This window comes from Pseudomonas sp. (assembly GCF_049590575.1).
Classification (GTDB): Bacteria; Pseudomonadota; Gammaproteobacteria; order Pseudomonadales; family Pseudomonadaceae; genus Aquipseudomonas.
Window position 1 is genome coordinate 1 of record NZ_JBAWDE010000159.1, and the last position, 17,500, is coordinate 17,500.

20 protein-coding genes (1 of these 20 cut by a window edge) are annotated in these 17,500 nt (G+C 61.3%); 11 read left to right on the top strand and 9 right to left on the bottom strand.

The window, feature by feature from the left end:
* Positions 1-120: 120 nt before the first annotated feature.
* The 8 genes from WBR57_RS11645 (at position 121) to WBR57_RS11680 (ending at position 7,729) form a co-directional block, all read left to right on the top strand.
* On the top strand, positions 121-1,269 hold the full coding sequence (locus WBR57_RS11645; RefSeq protein WP_424083960.1) for an iron-containing alcohol dehydrogenase: 1,149 nt from the start codon (positions 121-123) through the stop codon (positions 1,267-1,269).
* Between the two features lie 84 nt (positions 1,270-1,353).
* Positions 1,354-2,028 carry a ribulose-phosphate 3-epimerase gene (gene rpe / locus WBR57_RS11650; protein ID WP_122542369.1) on the top strand — a complete coding sequence of 225 codons (675 nt, stop codon included), beginning with the start codon at positions 1,354-1,356 and terminating at the stop codon, positions 2,026-2,028.
* Positions 2,025-2,843, top strand: coding sequence for a phosphoglycolate phosphatase (locus tag WBR57_RS11655; RefSeq protein ID WP_424083961.1), 819 nt, complete (start codon positions 2,025-2,027; stop codon positions 2,841-2,843). Before rpe ends, WBR57_RS11655 begins: the two co-directional genes overlap by 4 nt.
* Before the next feature lie 68 nt (positions 2,844-2,911).
* Positions 2,912-4,393, top strand: a complete 1,482-nt coding sequence (gene trpE, locus WBR57_RS11660) for an anthranilate synthase component I (protein ID WP_424083962.1) — start codon at positions 2,912-2,914, stop codon at positions 4,391-4,393.
* A gap of 10 nt (positions 4,394-4,403) precedes the next feature.
* The gene (locus tag WBR57_RS11665) at positions 4,404-4,997 is read left to right on the top strand and encodes an aminodeoxychorismate/anthranilate synthase component II (RefSeq protein ID WP_122542375.1); all 594 of its coding nucleotides are present in this window, start codon (positions 4,404-4,406) and stop codon (positions 4,995-4,997) included.
* Between the two features lie 9 nt (positions 4,998-5,006).
* Entirely contained in the window at positions 5,007-6,056 is a 1,050-nt protein-coding gene (gene trpD, locus WBR57_RS11670) for an anthranilate phosphoribosyltransferase (RefSeq protein WP_029296763.1), read from the top strand.
* Complete coding sequence (trpC, locus tag WBR57_RS11675) at positions 6,053-6,889, top strand: indole-3-glycerol phosphate synthase TrpC (protein ID WP_424083963.1); 837 nt, start codon at positions 6,053-6,055, stop codon at positions 6,887-6,889. The genes trpD and trpC overlap by 4 nt, the downstream gene beginning before the upstream one ends.
* A 144-nt stretch (positions 6,890-7,033) precedes the next feature.
* On the top strand, positions 7,034-7,729 hold the full coding sequence (locus tag WBR57_RS11680; protein WP_424083964.1) for a lipoyl protein ligase domain-containing protein: 696 nt from the start codon (positions 7,034-7,036) through the stop codon (positions 7,727-7,729).
* On the opposite strand, the gene crp is transcribed toward WBR57_RS11680, so the two are convergent.
* Positions 7,726-8,370, bottom strand: a complete 645-nt coding sequence (gene crp, locus WBR57_RS11685) for a cAMP-activated global transcriptional regulator CRP (RefSeq protein ID WP_424083965.1) — start codon at positions 8,368-8,370, stop codon at positions 7,726-7,728. The two genes, WBR57_RS11680 and crp, sit on opposite strands and share 4 nt — an antisense overlap.
* Positions 8,371-8,611: 241 nt before the next feature.
* Between crp and WBR57_RS11690 the strand changes: the two genes are divergently transcribed.
* Complete coding sequence (locus WBR57_RS11690; RefSeq protein WP_005792019.1) at positions 8,612-9,034, top strand: OsmC family protein; 423 nt, start codon at positions 8,612-8,614, stop codon at positions 9,032-9,034.
* A 53-nt stretch (positions 9,035-9,087) separates the two neighbouring features.
* Here WBR57_RS11690 and coq7 read toward each other — a convergent pair whose 3' ends face one another.
* The 6 genes from coq7 to hemJ all read right to left on the bottom strand — a co-directional run bounded on the left by coq7 (position 9,088) and on the right by hemJ (position 13,528).
* Positions 9,088-9,735 carry a 2-polyprenyl-3-methyl-6-methoxy-1,4-benzoquinone monooxygenase gene (gene coq7 / locus WBR57_RS11695; protein ID WP_424083966.1) on the bottom strand — a complete coding sequence of 216 codons (648 nt, stop codon included), beginning with the start codon at positions 9,733-9,735 and terminating at the stop codon, positions 9,088-9,090.
* Positions 9,736-9,852: 117 nt separating this feature from the next.
* Positions 9,853-10,191 (bottom strand): histidine triad nucleotide-binding protein, encoded by a 339-nt coding sequence (locus tag WBR57_RS11700; RefSeq protein ID WP_424083967.1) that lies wholly within the window; start codon positions 10,189-10,191, stop codon positions 9,853-9,855.
* 46 nt (positions 10,192-10,237) lie between these two features.
* Positions 10,238-11,026 (bottom strand): SDR family NAD(P)-dependent oxidoreductase, encoded by a 789-nt coding sequence (locus WBR57_RS11705; protein ID WP_424083968.1) that lies wholly within the window; start codon positions 11,024-11,026, stop codon positions 10,238-10,240.
* A gap of 60 nt (positions 11,027-11,086) precedes the next feature.
* Positions 11,087-12,043 carry a DUF805 domain-containing protein gene (locus WBR57_RS11710; protein WP_424083969.1) on the bottom strand — a complete coding sequence of 319 codons (957 nt, stop codon included), beginning with the start codon at positions 12,041-12,043 and terminating at the stop codon, positions 11,087-11,089.
* 69 nt (positions 12,044-12,112) lie between these two features.
* Positions 12,113-13,075: an NAD(P)H-dependent flavin oxidoreductase gene (locus WBR57_RS11715; RefSeq protein WP_424083970.1), complete on the bottom strand. Its 963-nt coding sequence runs from the start codon at positions 13,073-13,075 to the stop codon at positions 12,113-12,115.
* Between the two features lie 24 nt (positions 13,076-13,099).
* Positions 13,100-13,528 (bottom strand): protoporphyrinogen oxidase HemJ, encoded by a 429-nt coding sequence (hemJ, locus tag WBR57_RS11720; protein WP_424083971.1) that lies wholly within the window; start codon positions 13,526-13,528, stop codon positions 13,100-13,102.
* 136 nt (positions 13,529-13,664) lie between these two features.
* Between hemJ and argC the strand changes: the two genes are divergently transcribed.
* Both argC and erpA read left to right on the top strand, forming a co-directional pair.
* Positions 13,665-14,699 carry an N-acetyl-gamma-glutamyl-phosphate reductase gene (argC, locus tag WBR57_RS11725; protein ID WP_065912489.1) on the top strand — a complete coding sequence of 345 codons (1,035 nt, stop codon included), beginning with the start codon at positions 13,665-13,667 and terminating at the stop codon, positions 14,697-14,699.
* 165 nt (positions 14,700-14,864) lie between these two features.
* Positions 14,865-15,215 (top strand): iron-sulfur cluster insertion protein ErpA, encoded by a 351-nt coding sequence (erpA, locus tag WBR57_RS11730; RefSeq protein ID WP_003176443.1) that lies wholly within the window; start codon positions 14,865-14,867, stop codon positions 15,213-15,215.
* Between the two features lie 86 nt (positions 15,216-15,301).
* Here the strand turns inward: erpA and WBR57_RS11735 are convergent, their stop codons facing one another.
* Positions 15,302-16,393, bottom strand: a complete 1,092-nt coding sequence (locus WBR57_RS11735; protein WP_424083972.1) for an anhydro-N-acetylmuramic acid kinase — start codon at positions 16,391-16,393, stop codon at positions 15,302-15,304.
* Between the two features lie 4 nt (positions 16,394-16,397).
* Positions 16,398-17,500, bottom strand: the 3' portion of a protein-coding gene (locus WBR57_RS11740; protein ID WP_424083973.1) for a peptidoglycan DD-metalloendopeptidase family protein. The gene runs 316 nt beyond the window's last position; 1,103 of the gene's 1,419 nt are visible here — the last part of the coding sequence; its start codon lies off the right edge, out of view — the gene reads right to left on this strand; the stop codon is at positions 16,398-16,400.

Genomic DNA, 17,500 nt, shown 5'->3' on the forward strand with positions numbered 1-17,500 from the left:
CATTCGCGAGCAAGCCCGCTCCCACATTGGTCTTATGTCTATTCAGTTGCTGAATGCAAGACAACCGGCCTCAGTCAGCTACTCTTGTGCCAGCCCATTCCTTAATAAGAGGCCGCGCACATGAGTACTTCCTCATTCAAGATCGCCCACAAACTGCTGACCGGCGCTGGCGCCATTGAACAGCTGGCTGCCGAACTCACACGCCTGGATGTGGATAACCCGCTGATCGTCACCGATGCCGCGCTGGTCAAGTCCGGTACGGTGGCGCTGGCGCTGGAACACTTGGGCGATCGTTCCTATGAAATCTTCGACCGCGTACTGCCCGACCCGGAAATCGCCATCGTCGAGGACTGCATGCGCGTGTACCGCGAGGGCGGGCATGACGGGCTGATCGGCCTGGGCGGCGGCAGCGCGATCGATATCGCCAAAAGCGTCGCGGCCTACGCCGGTTACCACGGTGCCCTGGCGGATTTGTTCGGCGTCGATCAGGTACCGCGCAAGGGCCCGCCGCTGATTGCCATCCCGACCACGGCGGGTACCGGCTCGGAGGTGACCAACGTGGCGATCCTCTCGGACAAGGCCGCGCAGCTGAAAAAAGGCATTGTCAGCGATTACCTGCTGCCGGACGTGGCGCTGATCAGCCCGCAAATGACCCTGACCTGCCCGCGCAGTGTCACCGCCGCGAGTGGCGTGGACGCGCTGGTGCACGCGATTGAATCCTACCTGTCGCTGAACGCCTCGCCGATCACCGATGCCCTGGCCATCGGCGCGATCAAGCTGATTGCCAACGCGCTGCCCAAGGCCTACGCCAACCCGGCCAACCTGCAGGCCCGCGACGATATGGCCACCGCCAGCCTGATGGCCGGCATGGCCTTCGGTAATGCCGGGGTGGGCGCGGTGCATGCGCTTGCGTACCCATTGGGCGGGCGGTTCAATATCGCCCACGGGGTGAGCAATGCGCTGTTGCTGCCCTATGTGATGCACTGGAACAAGCTGGCCTGCGTGGAGCGCATGCAGGACATTGCCCAGGCCATGGGCGTGAACGTCAGCGGCTTGAGCGTCAACGATGCGGCCGACCAGGCCGTCGAGGCGATGACGCGACTCTGCGCCGCCGTCGAGATCCCGGCAGGCCTGCGCAGCTTCGGGGTGCCCGAGGACGCCATCCCCGCGATGGCCACCGAAGCGGCGGGCATTGAGCGCCTGATGCGCAACAACCCGCGCAAGCTGAGCGCGGCGGATATCGAGAAAATCTACCGGGCTGCGTATTAACCCTTGAGTTAGGTCACGGTGCGCGCAGCAAAGCATGAGGTATACAATGCGCGCCATCGTGATTTAGCTCAAAAAAGGTGCGTCATGCAGCCCTTCGTCATTGCTCCATCGATTCTCTCCGCCGATTTCGCCCGCCTGGGTGAGGAAGTGGACAAGGTGTTGGCCTCCGGTGCCGACTTCGTGCACTTCGATGTCATGGACAACCACTACGTACCCAACCTGACCATCGGCCCGATGGTCTGTGCGGCGCTGCGCAAGTACGGCATCACCGCGCCAATCGACGCGCACCTGATGGTCAGCCCGGTGGACCGCATCGTCGGTGACTTCATCGAAGCCGGCGCGACCTACATCACCTTCCACCCGGAAGCCACGCTGCACGTGGACCGCACCCTGCAATTGATCCGCGAAGGCGGCTGCAAGGCGGGCCTGGTGTTCAACCCGGCCACTCCGTTGAGCGTGCTCGAGTACGTGATGGACAAGGTCGACATGGTGTTGCTGATGAGCGTCAACCCAGGCTTTGGCGGGCAGAAGTTCATCCCCGGCACCCTGAATAAGTTGCGCGAAGCCCGCGCGCTGATCGACGCCTCCGGCCGGGATATCCGCCTGGAAATCGACGGTGGGGTCAACGTCAACAATATCCGCGAAATCGCCGCAGCGGGCGCCGACACCTTTGTGGCCGGCTCGGCGATCTTCAACGCGCCGAACTACCAGGAAGTCATCGACAAGATGCGAGCAGAACTGGCGCTGGCGCGTCCATGAGCGGCTTCGAGCAGCTATTTCCCGGCAAACTGCCGCGGCTGGTGATGTTCGATCTGGACGGTACGTTGATCGATTCGGTGCCGGACCTGGCGGCGGCGGTGGACGACATGCTGCTCAAGCTGGGGCGCAAGCCGGCGGGGATCGAGTCGGTACGTGAGTGGGTCGGCAACGGCGTGCACATGCTGGTGCGCCGCGCCTTGGCCAACCACATCGATGCCGAAGGCGTGGATGAGGTCGAGGCCGAACACGCCCTGGAGCTGTTCAACGCCGCCTATGAAAATGGCCACGAACTGACCGTGGTCTACCCCGGTGTGCGTGACACCCTCAAATGGCTGCACAAAAAGGGCGTGGAAATGGCCCTGATCACCAACAAGCCGGAGCGCTTTGTCGCGCCGCTGTTGGACCAGATGAAAATTGGCCGGTATTTCCGCTGGATCATCGGTGGCGATACCTTGCCGCAGAAGAAACCCGACCCGGCCGCACTGTTTTTCGTGATGAAAATGGCCAATATCCCGGCCTCCCAGTCGCTGTTTGTCGGCGATTCGCGCAGTGATGTGCAGGCCGCAAAAGCAGCCGGCGTGCAGTGCGTGGCCCTCAGTTACGGCTACAACCATGGCCGGCCGATTGCCGAAGAGGCGCCGGCGCTGGTGATTGATGACCTGCGACTGTTAATCCCCGGTTGCTTGGGAGCGGGCGCTGAGATAACGTTGCCCGATATCGATCCGTCCCCTTCTGGAAATTCCATCGTGGTGGTCACTCGCAAACTCTGGATGAAAGTCATCAAGGCCCTGGCCCGCTGGCGTTGGCGCGCCTGACTGATCCTGGCCGCGCTGCGGCACGTTTGCATACCTGACTGTTAGACCCTCACGCCACGAGGCACACCATGATCCGCGAAGAATTCCTGCGTTTGGCCGCTGCCGGCTATAACCGCATTCCCCTGGCCTGCGAAACCCTGGCCGACTTCGATACGCCGCTGTCGATCTACCTGAAACTGGCCGACGCGCCCAACTCCTATCTGCTCGAATCGGTGCAGGGCGGCGAGAAATGGGGCCGTTACTCGATCATCGGCTTGCCGTGCCGCACCGTGCTGCGCGTCCACGACCATCATGTGAGCATCACCCATGATGGCGTCGAGATCGAAAGCCATGACGTAGAAGACCCGCTGGCCTTCGTCGAAACCTTCAAGGCGCGCTACAACGTGCCGACCATTCCCGGCCTGCCGCGTTTCAACGGCGGCCTGGTAGGGTATTTCGGCTACGACTGCGTGCGTTACGTGGAAAAACGCCTGGGCCAATGCCCGAACCCGGACCCGCTGGGCGTGCCGGACATTCTGCTGATGGTCTCCGATGCGGTGGTGGTGTTCGACAACCTTGCCGGCAAGATGCACGCGATCGTGCTCGCCGACCCCTCGCAGGCCGACGCCTTCGAGCAAGGCCTGGCCAGCCTCGAAGCGCTGCTGGAAAAACTGCGCCAGCCGATCACCCCGCGTCGCGGCCTGGACCTCAGCCGTCCACCGGCGGCCGACCCGGTGTTCCGGTCAAGCTTTACCCAGGATGACTACGAGCGCGCGGTCGATACCATCAAGGAATACATCCTTGCCGGTGACTGCATGCAGGTGGTGCCGTCGCAACGCATGTCCATCGACTTCAAGGCCGCGCCGATTGACCTGTACCGTGCGCTGCGTTGTTTCAACCCGACGCCGTACATGTACTTCTTCAACTTTGGCGACTTCCACGTCGTCGGCAGTTCGCCGGAAGTGCTGGTGCGCGTCGAGGACAACCTGATCACCGTGCGCCCGATTGCCGGTACACGCCCGCGCGGCGCGACCGAAGAAGCGGATCTGGCGCTGGAAGAAGACCTGCTGAGCGACGACAAGGAAATCGCCGAGCACCTGATGCTGATCGACCTGGGCCGCAATGACACCGGGCGGGTCTCGGAAATCGGTTCGGTGAAGCTCACCGAGAAGATGGTGATCGAGCGCTATTCCAACGTGATGCACATCGTCTCCAACGTCACCGGCGAGCTGAAAGCCGGCTTGACCGCGATGGACGCGCTGCGCGCGATTCTGCCGGCGGGCACCTTGTCGGGCGCGCCGAAAATTCGTGCGATGGAAATCATCGACGAGCTGGAGCCGGTCAAGCGTGGCGTCTACGGCGGCGCCGTGGGGTATTTCGCCTGGAACGGCAACATGGACACCGCCATTGCGATTCGCACGGCCGTGATCAAGGACGGGGAGCTGCATGTGCAGGCCGGTGGCGGGATTGTCGCCGACTCGGTGCCGGCCCTCGAATGGGAAGAAACCCTGAACAAGCGCCGCGCGATGTTCCGCGCTGTTGCGCTGGCTGAACAGACCCCCAATTCCTGAGGTTTCCCCCATGTTGCTGATGATTGATAACTACGACTCCTTTACCTACAACGTGGTGCAGTACCTGGGCGAGCTGGGTGCCGAGGTCAAGGTGGTGCGTAACGACGAACTGACCGTGGCTGAAATCGCTGCCCTGAACCCGGAACGCATCGTGGTTTCGCCAGGCCCGTGCACGCCGAGCGAGGCGGGTGTTTCCATCGAAGCCATCAAGTATTTCGCCGGCAAGCTGCCGATCCTCGGCGTGTGCCTGGGGCATCAGTCCATCGGCCAGGCCTTTGGCGGTGACGTGGTGCGCGCGCGCCAGGTGATGCACGGCAAGACCAGTCCGGTGTTCCATAAGGACCTCGGCGTATTTCAGGCACTCAACAACCCGGTGACCGTGACCCGCTACCACTCGCTGGTGGTCAAGCGCGAAACCCTGCCGGACTGCCTGGAACTGACCGCCTGGACTCAGCTGGAAGACGGTTCGGTCGATGAGATCATGGGCCTGCGCCACAAGACACTGAATATCGAAGGGGTGCAATTTCACCCCGAGTCGATCCTGACCGAGCAGGGCTACGAGCTGTTCGCCAACTTTCTCAAGCAGAGCGGCGGCACGCGCTAAGGACTTTCCATGGATATCAAGACTGCCCTGAGCCGTATCGTCGGCCATCTGGACCTGAGCACCGCTGAAATGAGCGATGTGATGCGCGAAATCATGACCGGCCAGTGCACGGACGCGCAGATCGGCGCGTTCATGATGGCGATGCGCATGAAGAGCGAGAGCATCGACGAGATCGTCGGTGCCGTGTCGGTCATGCGCGAGCTGGCGGACAAGGTCGAACTCAAGACCCTCGACGGTGTGGTCGACGTGGTTGGCACCGGCGGCGACGGTGCGAATATTTTCAACGTGTCGACAGCCTCGTCTTTTGTCGTGGCGGCGGCTGGTTGCACCGTGGCCAAGCACGGTAACCGCGCGGTGTCCGGCAAGAGCGGCAGTGCCGACCTGCTGGAAGCGGCCGGCATCTACCTGAACCTGACCCCGGTGCAAGTGGCGCGCTGCATCGACAACGTCGGCATTGGCTTTATGTTTGCCCAGTCGCACCACGGTGCGATGAAGCACGCCGCTGGCCCGCGCAAAGACCTTGGCCTGCGTACCCTGTTCAACATGCTTGGCCCGCTTACGAATCCGGCCGGTGTGAAGCACCAGGTAGTCGGCGTATTCAGCCAGGCGCTGTGCCGCCCGCTGGCAGAAGTCTTGCAGCGTCTGGGCAGCAAGCATGTGCTGGTGGTGCACTCCAAAGACGGCCTGGATGAATTCAGCCTGGCCGCACCGACCTTTGTTGCGGAACTGAAGAACGACCAGGTCACCGAATACTGGGTCGAGCCCGAAGACCTGGGCATGAAAAGCCAGAGCCTGCACGGCCTGGCGGTCGAAAGCCCGGCGGCGTCGCTGGAACTGATTCGCGATGCCTTGGGGCGTCGCAAAACCGAAAACGGCCAAAAGGCCGCGGAAATGATCGTACTTAACGCGGGCGCGGCACTTTATGCGGCCGACCATGCCTATAGTCTTAAAGAAGGCGTCGCGTTAGCCCACGATGCGCTGCACACCGGCCTGGCTCGTGAAAAACTCGAAGAGCTGGGAGCATTCACCGCTGTATTCAAGATGGAGAATGAGGGATGAGTGTGCCGACTGTTCTGGAAAAGATCCTGGCCCGCAAGGTTGAAGAAGTCGCCGAGCGTCGCGCGCGCGTCAGCCTCGCCGAGCTGGAAGCGCAGGCAAAAGCCGCTGATGCACCGCGTGGTTTTGCCAATGCATTGATCGCCCAGGCCAAGCTCAAGCAGCCTGCGGTGATTGCTGAAATCAAGAAGGCTTCGCCGAGCAAGGGCGTGATTCGCGAGATCTTCATTCCTGAAGATATCGCCAAGAGCTACGAGAAGGGCGGGGCGACTTGCCTGTCCGTGTTGACCGACATCGACTACTTCCAGGGCTCCGACCTGTTCCTGCAGCAGGCCCGTGCCGCGTGCAAACTGCCGGTGATCCGCAAGGACTTCATGGTCGACCCGTACCAGATCGTCGAAGCCCGTGCCCTGGGCGCCGACTGTGTGCTGCTGATCGTGTCCGCCCTGGATGACGTGAAGATGGCCGAGCTGGCGGCCGTGGCCAAAAGCGTCGGCCTGGATGTGCTGGTGGAAGTGCACGACGGCGATGAGCTGGAACGTGCGCTGAAAACCCTCGACACACCGCTGGTGGGCGTCAACAACCGTAACCTGCACACCTTCGAAGTCAGCCTGGAAAACACCCTCGACCTGCTGCCGCGGATTCCGCGTGATCGCCTGGTGATCACGGAGAGTGGCATCGTCAACCGTGCCGATGTGGAGCTGATGGAAATCAGCGGGGTGTACTCGTTCCTGGTAGGCGAGACCTTCATGCGCGCCGAGAACCCGGGGGCGGAGCTGCAACGCCTGTTCTTCCCGGAGCGTGGTGTGGCGGTGAGTGGTTCCACTCTCGATTGATGTGAAATGCGATCAAAGTGTGGGAGGGGGCTCGCCTCCGATGGCAGGGTGTCAGGCAATGCATGTGCTGGCTGACCCACAGCAATCGGGGGCGAGCCCCCTCCCACATTTGGTTTTGTGTGCGTTCAGGGAGGTAGGTGTTTGATGGCTCAGCCGGTAAGAATGACTGTTGAAGCGGGGCTTGCCGCGGAACAAGCGTTACTGGCTGCGGTTTGCGCGGGCAAACAGGAGTTCGGCCTGCTGTTCTGGCAGCCCATCGATCAAGCCCTGGTGATGCCGCGTCGTTTAAGCCGGTTGCCGGCATTTGACGCGGCCAGCCAAATCTCGGCGGACGCCGGTTGGCCTGTGCTACTGCGCGAAACCGGGGGCGAGCCGGTGCCGCAGTCGGGCGCCACGGTGAATATCGCACTGGTCTACGCACCGCCGCGCAGTGAAGGCGATCAAGGCCGTATCGAAACCGGTTACCAGCGTTTATGCCAGCCGATCTGCGATGTGCTGATTGAGTTGGGCGGCGACGCTTCGGTCGGTGAAATCGACGGGGCGTTCTGCGACGGTCGCTACAACGTCAACCTCAACGGTCGCAAGATGGTCGGCACCGCTCAGCGCTGGCGCCAAAGTGGTGGCCGCCCGGTGGGGTTGGTGCACGGTGCCTTGTTGCTGGAGAACGACCGCGAGGAGCTGATCGCGGCGGTCAATCGTTTCAACCAAGCCTGCGGCCTCGACCAGCGGGTGCGGGCCGACAGCCATATCGCGCTGCACGAAGCCTTCCCCGCGCCTGACGCAATCAGCCGGCTGGATACCCTGTACCGTCAAATGCTGGCCAGCTTGCTGCCGGGTTAACGGGTGCCAAACACCACCATCGTCTTGCCTTTGACGTTGACCAGGTTGCGCTCCTCCAGATCCTTGAGCACGCGGCCGACCATCTCCCGCGAACAGCCGACAATCCGCCCGATTTCCTGGCGAGTGACTTTGATTTGCATGCCATCGGGGTGGGTCATGGCGTCGGGTTGCTTGCACAACTCCAGCAGGCAGCGGGCGACGCGGCCGGTGACGTCAAAGAACGCCAGGTCGCCGACTTTGCGCGTGGTGTCGCGCAGACGCTGGGCAATCTGGCCGCTCAGGGCGTACAGGATGTCGGGATCGTGCTGGGCCAGTTCGCGAAATTTGGTGTAACTGATCTCGGCCACTTCGCATTCGACTTTGGCGCGTACCCATGCGCTGCGTTCCTGCTCCTTGCCGGCCTGTTCAAACAGCCCCAGCTCGCCGAAGAAATCCCCGGTGTTCAGGTAGGCGATGATCATTTCACGGCCGTCTTCATCCTCGATCAGGATGGTGACCGAACCTTTGATGATGAAGAACAGTGTTTCGGAGCGCTCGCCCGCGCAGATGATGTTGTGCTTGGCCGGGTAGCGCCGGCGCTGGCAGTGCATCAGCAGCTTGTCGAGATTCTTGATCTTGGGTATGGGCGTAAGGGCAACCATGGTTGTATCCCGAAAAGGCAGCGCGGTCGGAGTTGTTGTAGTCGTTGGTATCGGCATTGATACGAATTGTATAAATGGTATCAATTAGCCATCGAATTGGCGCCAGCTTACCAGACACATTCTGTCTCGATTAGCCAATTTGCTGGGGAAACCCTGTAATTGATCGCTTTGATGGGAAACTCTGACGCTGGTGGGGCCTGTGCTAAGCTGGCGACCCTTTTTTAGCAGTGGAGTCTGGGCGATGAAGGCACGCATCCAATGGGCGGGCGAAGCCATGTTCCTCGGTGAGTCGGGCAGTGGCCATGTGGTGGTCATGGACGGTCCACCCGAAGCCGGTGGCCGTAACCTGGGCGTACGTCCGATGGAAATGCTCCTGCTCGGTGTAGGCGGTTGCAGCAATTTCGACGTGGTCAGCATCCTGAAAAAATCCCGCCAGGCCGTGGAAAGCTGTGAAGCTTTCCTGGAAGCCGAGCGCGCCACTGAAGACCCCAAGGTGTTTACCAAGATCCACATGCACTTCGTGGTGAAGGGCCGGGCGCTGAAAGAAGCCCAGGTCAAACGGGCCATCGAGCTGTCGGCTGAGAAGTACTGCTCGGCCTCGATCATGCTGGGCGCGGCCGGTGTGGCGATCACCCATGATTACGAAATCATCGAGTTGGGTTGATTGATGTAATCCGCGGACAAAAAAAGGGCGCCTCGATGGCGCCCTTTTTTGGTTTAGATTCGATACGTGCTTTTGGTCATGACCTTGGCCAACACACTCATGCCAAACCGTACCGGCGCCGGGAAGCGGAAGCCGCCGGCATCCAGCGCGCTTTCTGCGTGGTGTTCTTCATCGATGCGCATCTGTTCAAGAATCGCCCGGGACTTTTCGTCCTCGGCCGGCAGTTGCTCCAGGTGCTCATCCAGGTGTTTGCACACCTGGTGCTCCGTCGCCGCGACAAAACCCAGGCTGACCTTGTCGCTGATCAAGCCGGCAGCTGCGCCGATGCCAAACGACAGACCGTAGAACAGTGGGTTGAGCACGCTGGGGTGGCTACCCAGTTGGCGGATGCGTTGTTCGCACCAGGCCAGGTGGTCGATTTCTTCCTCGGCCGCATGCTCCATGGCCGCGCGTACCTGCGGCAGCTTGGCGGTCAGGGCCTGGCCCTGGTACAGCGCCTGGGCGCAGACTTCGCCGGTATGGTTGATGCGCATCAGGCCGGCGACATGGCGGGTCTCGGTCTCGCTCATCTGGGCTTCGGGCTGCACGATGGCGGGCGACGGGCGGTACGGTTGGCCGCTGAAGGGCAGCAGCGTGCGCATGGCCATGTCGGCTTGCAGCAACAGACGGTCAATCGGCGAGTAGTGACGTTGGGTAGTCATGCTGACCTCCGGGAAGAATCTCGGCGGCCAGTTTACCGCAAGAGAGGGCGAAGCGTTTGCGCTGAGTCAAGGACACGGGGTCGCATGCCATGGGAGGCGGCGACCCTCATCCGTATATCAGCCCGGCGGCCAGTTCATCTGGCGCTGACCCAGCACGTGCATATGGATGTGATAAACGGTCTGCCCGCCGTCTTCATTGCAGTTCATGACCACGCGAAAGCCGTTCTCGCAACCCAGCTCCACCGCCAGGCGTTGAGCGGTGAACAGGATATGGCCGGCGAGGGCCTTGTCTTCTTCGGTCAGGTCGTTGAGGGTGCGGATGGGTTTTTTCGGGATAACCAGAAAATGCACCGGCGCCTGGGGGGCGATGTCGTGGAAGGCCAGGACTTGATCGTCCTCGAAGATGATCTTCGCGGGTATTTCTCTGTTGATGATCTTGGTGAACAGAGTATCCACAGCTGTTTCTCCATTGTGAAAGGGCAGGGTGAGTGTACTTGGCCGGTCAGCGCGAGCAATAGGCCTTGTTGATCGCCCCGGCGATCTTGCGGGTCAGCCAGCGCGGGCTGAAACGCGGACTGAAGGCGATCCAGCGGTTGCGTCGACCGGGAATGATCAGGGCTTTGTTCTTCTCGAGTGCGCGTACGGTGTAAAGCGCCACTTCTTCCGGGCTCATCAGTTTGTCACTGCGCTCGAGCTTGGCGGTGTCCATTTGCGCGGTGCCGTAGAAGGCGGTGCGAGTCGGGCCGGGGCAGAGCACCGAGACCTTGATCCCGCAGGTTTTCAGTTCCTCGCGCAGGCCTTCGGAGAAGTGCAGTACATAGGCCTTGCTGGCGTAGTAGCTGCTCATCCAAGGGCCGGGCTGGAACGCTGCAACCGAGGCGACGTTGAGAATCTGTCCGCCACCCTGCAGCGCCATGGCATTGCCAAGGGCGTGACACATGCGGGTCAGGGCGAGGATGTTGACCTCGATCAGGTCTTGCTCAGTCATCCAGTCCTGCGCCAGGAACGGCCCGCTGGTGCCGATGCCGGCACAGTTCACCAGCAAGTCGATATGGCGTTCGCCTTCTTCAAGCTCCAGCAGGAACCCGGACAAACGCAACGGCTCGCCGAGGTCGCAGGCCCGAAACAGCACTTCGACGCCAAAGCGTTGGGTCAATTCGATTGCAATGCTTTCCAACTGATCACGCTGGCGGGCCACCAGAATCAAGCTGCGGCCGCGACGGGCCAATGCTTCGGCCAAGGCCAGGCCGATGCCGCTGGAGGCACCGGTGATCAGAGCGTAACGGGTCATGCCTTTCTCCATCGCAACGCCCGGCCTGTGATGGAGGCATCACAGGCGGCGGGCGTTTCTTTACTGTTCTGGAGAGTCTACAGGTTCGGCCGCTTCGTCAGCACTTTGCGCATCGTCTTCCTCGACGGTAGTGGCCTGGTCGGCGTCATCGTCAGAGGTGATGGAGCTGCTTTCGTAGCTGCTGTCCATGTTGGCTTCGAGCTGGTTCAGGTAGCCGTTCATACCCAGTGTGACCACGATGGCCAGCATTACCGGGATAAACGCCAGCCACAGGGTGGCCAGGACTTTTACCGCCGTGGAGTTGCGCGGTGGTGGCGCACCGTACTGGTTGGCGCCTGCGTTACCCGGCAAGACCAGCAACAGGATCGGGAATACGCTGTTGACCAGAGGGACCAGGTTGAGCAAGTACAGCCAGCCGGACCAGCCCAGGTCATGCAGGCGCTGCACGCCGATTTGCACGCTGACCCACACAAGCGCAACAAACAACGCGAGACCCAGCAGCACACCGATGATCATGCCCAGCGTTGGCGAGGCAGTGGCCACGGCAAAGCCGACGGTGCTGATGATGCCACCGGCAACCAGCATCGCCAGGGTCAACACCAGCGTCCAGGCCAGATAGCGCAGGCGACCGATACGCCCGTGGATGGTGAACACCTTGAGGGTGGCGTATTCAGGCAAGTCATCGCCCACGGCGGCGCGCGGCGGTGCATACGGCGAAGCGGCGGCGCGGGAGAAGTCAGTGGAGCCCGTCTCGTGGGTTTCGGCCAGGCTGAAGGCCACTGGCTGTTCGGCTTCGATACGTGCATCGACCCCGGCGTTTTTCAGCGCAGTGAGGTAGGTGTCGGCGTCCGGGCGCGACAAGTCGCGTTTCAGCGCGACCGGGCGGCCGGTGAAGAGCTTCTCGATGGCGTCGACATCACTCTTGAACAGCTCGGCCAGATTCAGTTTGGCGGTGGTGCTTTCGACGCCCGGAAGCAAGGCCCCATCAAACACAATCTTGAAACGGTTGTCGCTCATGCAGGCATCCTTGTCACTTATTCAGGGAAGTTGTGCAGGCCTGCTCAAGCGGCAGGCCTTGCGGTAGGTTCAGCGTGGCCAGCGCAACTGTGTCGCCTGCTCGCGCGCCTTGCGGTATTCGGCATCCAGGCGGGCAACGAGTTCATCCACGCTGGGCAAATCATCAATCTCACCAACGCCCTGGCCGGCGGACCATACGGTCTTCCAGGCCTTGGCTTCGTCGCTCAATGGCTTGAGCTTGGAGCCGAAGTTGACTTCGCCTTTGCCTTGCAGCGCGGCGAGGTCGAAACCGGCGTTTTCCAGGCTCTGGCGCATAAAGCTTGCGGGCACGCCGGAGACAGCGGGAGTGTGCACGATGTCGGCGGCGCGCGATGTGAGCAGCATCTCTTTATACGCATCCGGGGCATGGCTTTCGGTGGTGCCGATAAAACGCGTGCCGAAGTAGGCTAAGTCGGCGCCCAGCAGTTGCGCGGCGAGTATCTCATGCCCATGGTTGAGGCAGCCGGCCAACAGCAGGGTTTTATCGAAGAATTGGCGAATCTCGGCGATCAGCGCAAACGGGCTCCAGGTCCCGGCATGCCCGCCAGCGCCTGCGGCCACGGCGATCAGGCCGTCTACACCGGCTTCGGCGGCTTTCTCGGCATGCCGCCGCGTAGTGACGTCGTGAAACACCAGGCCGCCATAGCTGTGTACGGCGTCCACCAGTTCCTTGACCGCCCCCAGGCTGGTGATCACGATCGGCACTTTGTGCTCGACGCAGATCGCCAGGTCAGCTTCCAGCCGTGGGTTGCTGTTATGCACGATCAGGTTGACGGCATAGGGCGCGGGGTTGTCCAGCTGCGCGAGGCCCGCTTCGATTTCTTCCAGCCAGGCCTTGAAGCCACTGCTTTCGCGCTGATTGAGTGCCGGAAAACTCCCGACCACTCCGCTGCGGCAGCACGCCAGGACCAGTTGCGGGTTGGAAATCAGAAACATCGGCGCAGCCACTACGGGCAGGCGCAGACGTTGTTCGAGCAAAGCGGGCAGCGACATTGGAGGACCCCCGAGTCATTGAAATTAGAACGGTTTGACCACGACCAAAATTACGATAGCCAGCAATATCAGAACCGGCACTTCATTGAACCAGCGATAAAAGACATGGCTGCGGGTGTTTTCGCCACGTGCGAAACGTTTTACCTGCGCGCCGCACATGTGGTGGTAGCCGATCAGCAATACGACCAGGGTCAGCTTGGCGTGGATCCACGCACCGGATTGAAAGATGGCGGGGTTGAGGTAGATCAGCCAGGCGCCGAACACCAGGCTGGCGACCATCGCCGGGCCCATGATGCCGCGGTACAGCTTGCGCTCCATGACGCTGAAGCGTTCCTTGCTGACGGTGTCTTCGCTTTGAGCGTGGTAGACGAACAGGCGCGGCAGGTAGAACAGCCCGGCAAACCAGCAGACGATACTGATGATGTGGAAGGCTTTGATCCATAGATAGAGCATTTCTAGTTATTCCCAGGTTCACGGTAACTGAAGATAGTAGTGGCTCATGCGCCCGTACGTCACGTTGACGGTTGTCGCAGGGCGATACGGCCCCTATTATCGACGGCTTTCCAGTGGGTTCGTTGAGGGCAGGTTTATGGTCAAGGTCGGTATCGTCGGCGGCACGGGTTACACCGGTGTCGAATTGCTGCGTCTGTTGGCTCAGCATCCGCAAGCTGAGGTGGTGGTCATCACTTCCCGATCCGAGGCCGGGCTGGCCGTGGCCGATATGTATCCGAACCTGCGAGGCCACTACGACGGCCTCGCGTTCAGCGTTCCGGACATCAAGACCCTTGGCGCCTGTGACGTGGTGTTCTTCGCCACGCCACACGGTGTAGCGCATGCGCTGGCCGGTGAGTTGCTGGCTGCCGGTACCAAGGTGATCGACCTGTCGGCTGACTTCCGCCTGCAGGACGCTGATGAGTGGGCCAAGTGGTACGGCCAGCCGCACGGCGCGCCAGAGCTGCTTGAAGAGGCGGTGTACGGCCTGCCGGAGGTCAATCGCGAGCAGATCAAGCAAGCGCGCCTGATCGCCGTGCCGGGTTGCTATCCGACCGCCACGCAGCTGGGTTTCCTGCCATTGCTGGAAGCCGGGCTGGCGGATGCTTCGCGCTTGATCGCAGACTGCAAATCCGGAGTGAGCGGTGCCGGCCGTGGTGCGGCAGTCGGTTCGCTGTACTCCGAGACGTCGGAAAGCATGAAGGCCTATGCCGTAAAAGGGCATCGCCACCTGCCGGAAATTCGCCAGGGTTTGCGTCGTGCAGCCGGTAAGGATGTGGGCCTGACCTTTGTGCCGCACCTGACGCCGATGATCCGCGGCATTCACTCCACGTTGTACGCGACCGTGGTTGATCGTTCAGTGGATCTGCAGGCGCTGTTTGAAAAGCGCTACGCCAATGAACCGTTCGTCGACGTGATGCCGGCGGGCAGCCACCCGGAAACCCGCAGTGTGCGCGGCGCCAACGTGTGCCGGATTGCGGTGCACCGTCCACAGGATGGTGACCTGGTCGTGGTGCTGTCGGTGATCGACAACCTGGTCAAGGGCGCGTCGGGCCAGGCGGTGCAGAACATGAACATCCTGTTCGGCCTGGATGAAAAGCTCGGCTTGGCCCACGCGGGCATGCTGCCTTAACGGGGTTTAGCCGTTGAGCAAAAGGCCCGCTGATCGGGCCTTTTGTGTTTTTAATGGCGGCGGCGCAGATTGATATACCGTAACAATAGTTGACCGCTTTTCTAGGAGAAGCGGATAATGCCCGCCATCACGCATATGGCGGCGCTACGCCGGGAGATTATCAGCATGAGCGTTGAATCCTTCACCCCCACGGCTTTGCAATTCACCCACGGTGCTGCGCACAAGGTGAAGAGCCTGGTCGATGAAGAGGGTAATGATCGCTTGAAGCTGCGCGTATTTGTTACGGGCGGCGGTTGTTCAGGGTTTCAGTACGGTTTTACCTTCGATGAAGATGTGGCCGACGATGACACCATCGTTGAGCGCGAGGGCGTGAGCCTGGTCGTGGACCCGATGAGTTTCCAATACCTGGCAGGAGCCGAGGTGGATTACCAGGAAGGCCTGGAAGGCTCGCGTTTCGTGATCAAGAACCCTAACGCCACCACTACTTGTGGTTGCGGGTCTTCGTTCTCGATCTGATCGACAGCCTGATCTACACCCGATAGAAGAACGCCGCTTGGCTTTGATCGGCCAAGCGGCGTTTTGCTGTCCGCAGATTCTCTGGGTCAGTTGGGGTAGATTGCGCCGAGTACCCGCAGCCCGCGTGCGCCAGTGACGCTTGGGCGGTTGGCGGCGATGCCTTCCAGGCAACAATGGGCCAGCCAGGCGAAGGCCATGGCTTCGACCCAGTCCGGGTCCACCCCGTAGGAAGCGGTGCTGCTGACCTGCGCAGCCGGGAGCAGGGCGGCCAGACGGCTCATCAGCGCGCCGTTGTGAGCGCCGCCGCCGCAGACCAGCAGGGTCTCGGTCTGGGTTTGTGCGGTTTGCAGCGACTCGGTGATGGTCTGCGCAGTCAGTTCCAGCAAAGTGGCCTGTACGTCCTGCGGCTCGAAGGCGGGTAAACGCCCAAGGTGTTGCTGCAGCCATTGCAGGTTGAACACTTCACGCCCAGTGCTTTTCGGGCCTTTGGTCACGAAGAACGGGTCGCTGAGCAGTGCCGCGAGCAGTTGAGGTACGACCTTGCCGCTCGCCGCCCACTGGCCGTCGCGATCAAATTGTTCGCCGCGTTGCAGGTGAATCCAGGCATCCAGCAGCACATTGCCCGGGCCGCAGTCGAATCCGGCTACAGGCTTGCCGGTCTCGATCAGGCTGAGGTTGCTGAAACCTCCCACATTCAAAACGGCACGGTTACCGCTGCGTTCACCAAACAAGGCTTCATGAAACGCTGGCACCAGTGGCGCGCCCTGGCCACCGGCTGCCACATCGCGACTGCGGAAATCACTCACCACCGTGATGCCCGTCAGCTCGGTGAGTAAGGCAGGGTTGCCGATCTGTACGGTGAAGCCCCGTGCGGGTTCGTGGCGGATGGTCTGGCCATGGCTGCCAATTGCACGAATGTCCTGGGGCTTGAGGTTTTGCTGGGCGAGCAGGGCGTGTATGCCCTGGGCCGCAAGGTTCACCCAGTTGTGCTGGGCAATGGCTGAACGGGCGATCTCATCCGGGCCGCTGGCGCACAGGCCGAGCAGCTCGGTGCGCAGTGCGCTCGGCATGGGGATGTAATGCGTGGCGATCAATTTGATCGCCGGGTCTTGTTCGATGAGGGCAATGTCCAGGCCATCGAGGCTGGTCCCGGACATCACACCTATATAGAGCGGCATACCCTTAGCGCTTCGCCGAGGCAAGCAGGGTGGAGCGCTCCTGGTCCATGCGCGCCATCAGCGGCTGGCTCTGTTGCATGAAGCGCGCACGCTCGGCCTTGGCAATCGGATCGGCCATCGGCAGCTTCTGGCCGAGTGGGTCGACGTGCACGCCATTAACCTGGAACTCGTAGTGCAAGTGCGGCCCGGTGGACAGGCCGGTGGTGCCGATATAGCCGATCACCTGGCCTTGCTTAACGGTGCCGCCAGTCTGCACGCCTTTGGCGAAGCCTTGCATGTGGCCATACAAAGTACGGTAAGTGTTGCCGTGCTGAATGATCACCGTGTTGCCGTAACCACCGCGACGCCCGGCCAACAGTACTTTGCCATCGCCGGCTGCCTTGATCGGTGTGCCGCGAGGGGCTGCATAGTCCACGCCTTTGTGGGCGCGGATTTTGTTAAGGATTGGATGCTTGCGGCCCATGGAGAAACGCGAGCTGATGCGCGCGAAGTCCACCGGCGTACGGATGAAGGCCTTGCGCATGCTGTTGCCATCGGCCGTGTAGTAGCTGCTGTTGCCTTGCTTGTTGGTGTAACGCACGGCGGTGTAGGTCTTGCCGCGGTTGGTGAAGCGCGCGGAGAGGATATTACCGGTGCCGACCACTTTGCCGTTGGCCACTTTCTGCTCGTAGATCACGTCGAATTCATCGCCCTGGCGGATGTCCTGGGCGAAGTCGATGTCGTAGCCAAACACGCTGGCCATGTCCATGGTCATGCTGTGTGACAGGCCGGCGCGCGCCGCGGATTGCGACAGCGAGCTGTTGATTACGCCGTGCACATAGGCAGAGCGCATCACTGGCTTGGTGGTGATGCGGTTAAAGGCGAAGCCTTTGGGGCCTTTGGTCAAAGTGATGCTTTCGAGGTCGCTGATAGTGCTGTGCAGGTTGTTCAACTGGCCGTCAGGCGTGAATTCGAACTCGAGTTTCTGGCCGTGCTTGAGTTGGGAGAACTGCCTGGCTTTTTTATCGCTCGCCAACACCTCATTAACAGTTGCAGCGGGCAGGCCGACTTTCTCAAACAGGGTCGACAGCGTGTCGCCTCTGGCCACGACCACTTCGCGGTGTTGAG

Excerpts from the sequence above, each read along its gene's own strand:
- coq7 (WP_424083966.1), bottom strand. The coding sequence starts at position 9,735 with ATGACTACCCAACGTCACTACTCGCCGATTGACCGTCTGTTGCTGCAA.
- WBR57_RS11690 (WP_005792019.1), top strand. The coding sequence starts at position 8,612 with ATGAAGGCACGCATCCAATGGGCGGGCGAAGCCATGTTCCTCGGTGAG.
- WBR57_RS11705 (WP_424083968.1), bottom strand. The coding sequence starts at position 11,026 with ATGACCCGTTACGCTCTGATCACCGGTGCCTCCAGCGGCATCGGCCTG.
- WBR57_RS11680 (WP_424083964.1), top strand. The coding sequence starts at position 7,034 with ATGGCTCAGCCGGTAAGAATGACTGTTGAAGCGGGGCTTGCCGCGGAA.
- argC (WP_065912489.1), top strand. The coding sequence starts at position 13,665 with ATGGTCAAGGTCGGTATCGTCGGCGGCACGGGTTACACCGGTGTCGAA.
- crp (WP_424083965.1), bottom strand. The coding sequence starts at position 8,370 with ATGGTTGCCCTTACGCCCATACCCAAGATCAAGAATCTCGACAAGCTG.
- WBR57_RS11655 (WP_424083961.1), top strand. The coding sequence starts at position 2,025 with ATGAGCGGCTTCGAGCAGCTATTTCCCGGCAAACTGCCGCGGCTGGTG.
- WBR57_RS11715 (WP_424083970.1), bottom strand. The coding sequence starts at position 13,075 with ATGTCGCTGCCCGCTTTGCTCGAACAACGTCTGCGCCTGCCCGTAGTG.
- WBR57_RS11645 (WP_424083960.1), top strand. The coding sequence starts at position 121 with ATGAGTACTTCCTCATTCAAGATCGCCCACAAACTGCTGACCGGCGCT.
- hemJ (WP_424083971.1), bottom strand. The coding sequence starts at position 13,528 with ATGCTCTATCTATGGATCAAAGCCTTCCACATCATCAGTATCGTCTGC.
- trpC (WP_424083963.1), top strand. The coding sequence starts at position 6,053 with ATGAGTGTGCCGACTGTTCTGGAAAAGATCCTGGCCCGCAAGGTTGAA.
- trpE (WP_424083962.1), top strand. The coding sequence starts at position 2,912 with ATGATCCGCGAAGAATTCCTGCGTTTGGCCGCTGCCGGCTATAACCGC.
- WBR57_RS11710 (WP_424083969.1), bottom strand. The coding sequence starts at position 12,043 with ATGAGCGACAACCGTTTCAAGATTGTGTTTGATGGGGCCTTGCTTCCG.
- rpe (WP_122542369.1), top strand. The coding sequence starts at position 1,354 with ATGCAGCCCTTCGTCATTGCTCCATCGATTCTCTCCGCCGATTTCGCC.
- WBR57_RS11735 (WP_424083972.1), bottom strand. The coding sequence starts at position 16,393 with ATGCCGCTCTATATAGGTGTGATGTCCGGGACCAGCCTCGATGGCCTG.
- WBR57_RS11665 (WP_122542375.1), top strand. The coding sequence starts at position 4,404 with ATGTTGCTGATGATTGATAACTACGACTCCTTTACCTACAACGTGGTG.
- trpD (WP_029296763.1), top strand. The coding sequence starts at position 5,007 with ATGGATATCAAGACTGCCCTGAGCCGTATCGTCGGCCATCTGGACCTG.
- erpA (WP_003176443.1), top strand. The coding sequence starts at position 14,865 with ATGAGCGTTGAATCCTTCACCCCCACGGCTTTGCAATTCACCCACGGT.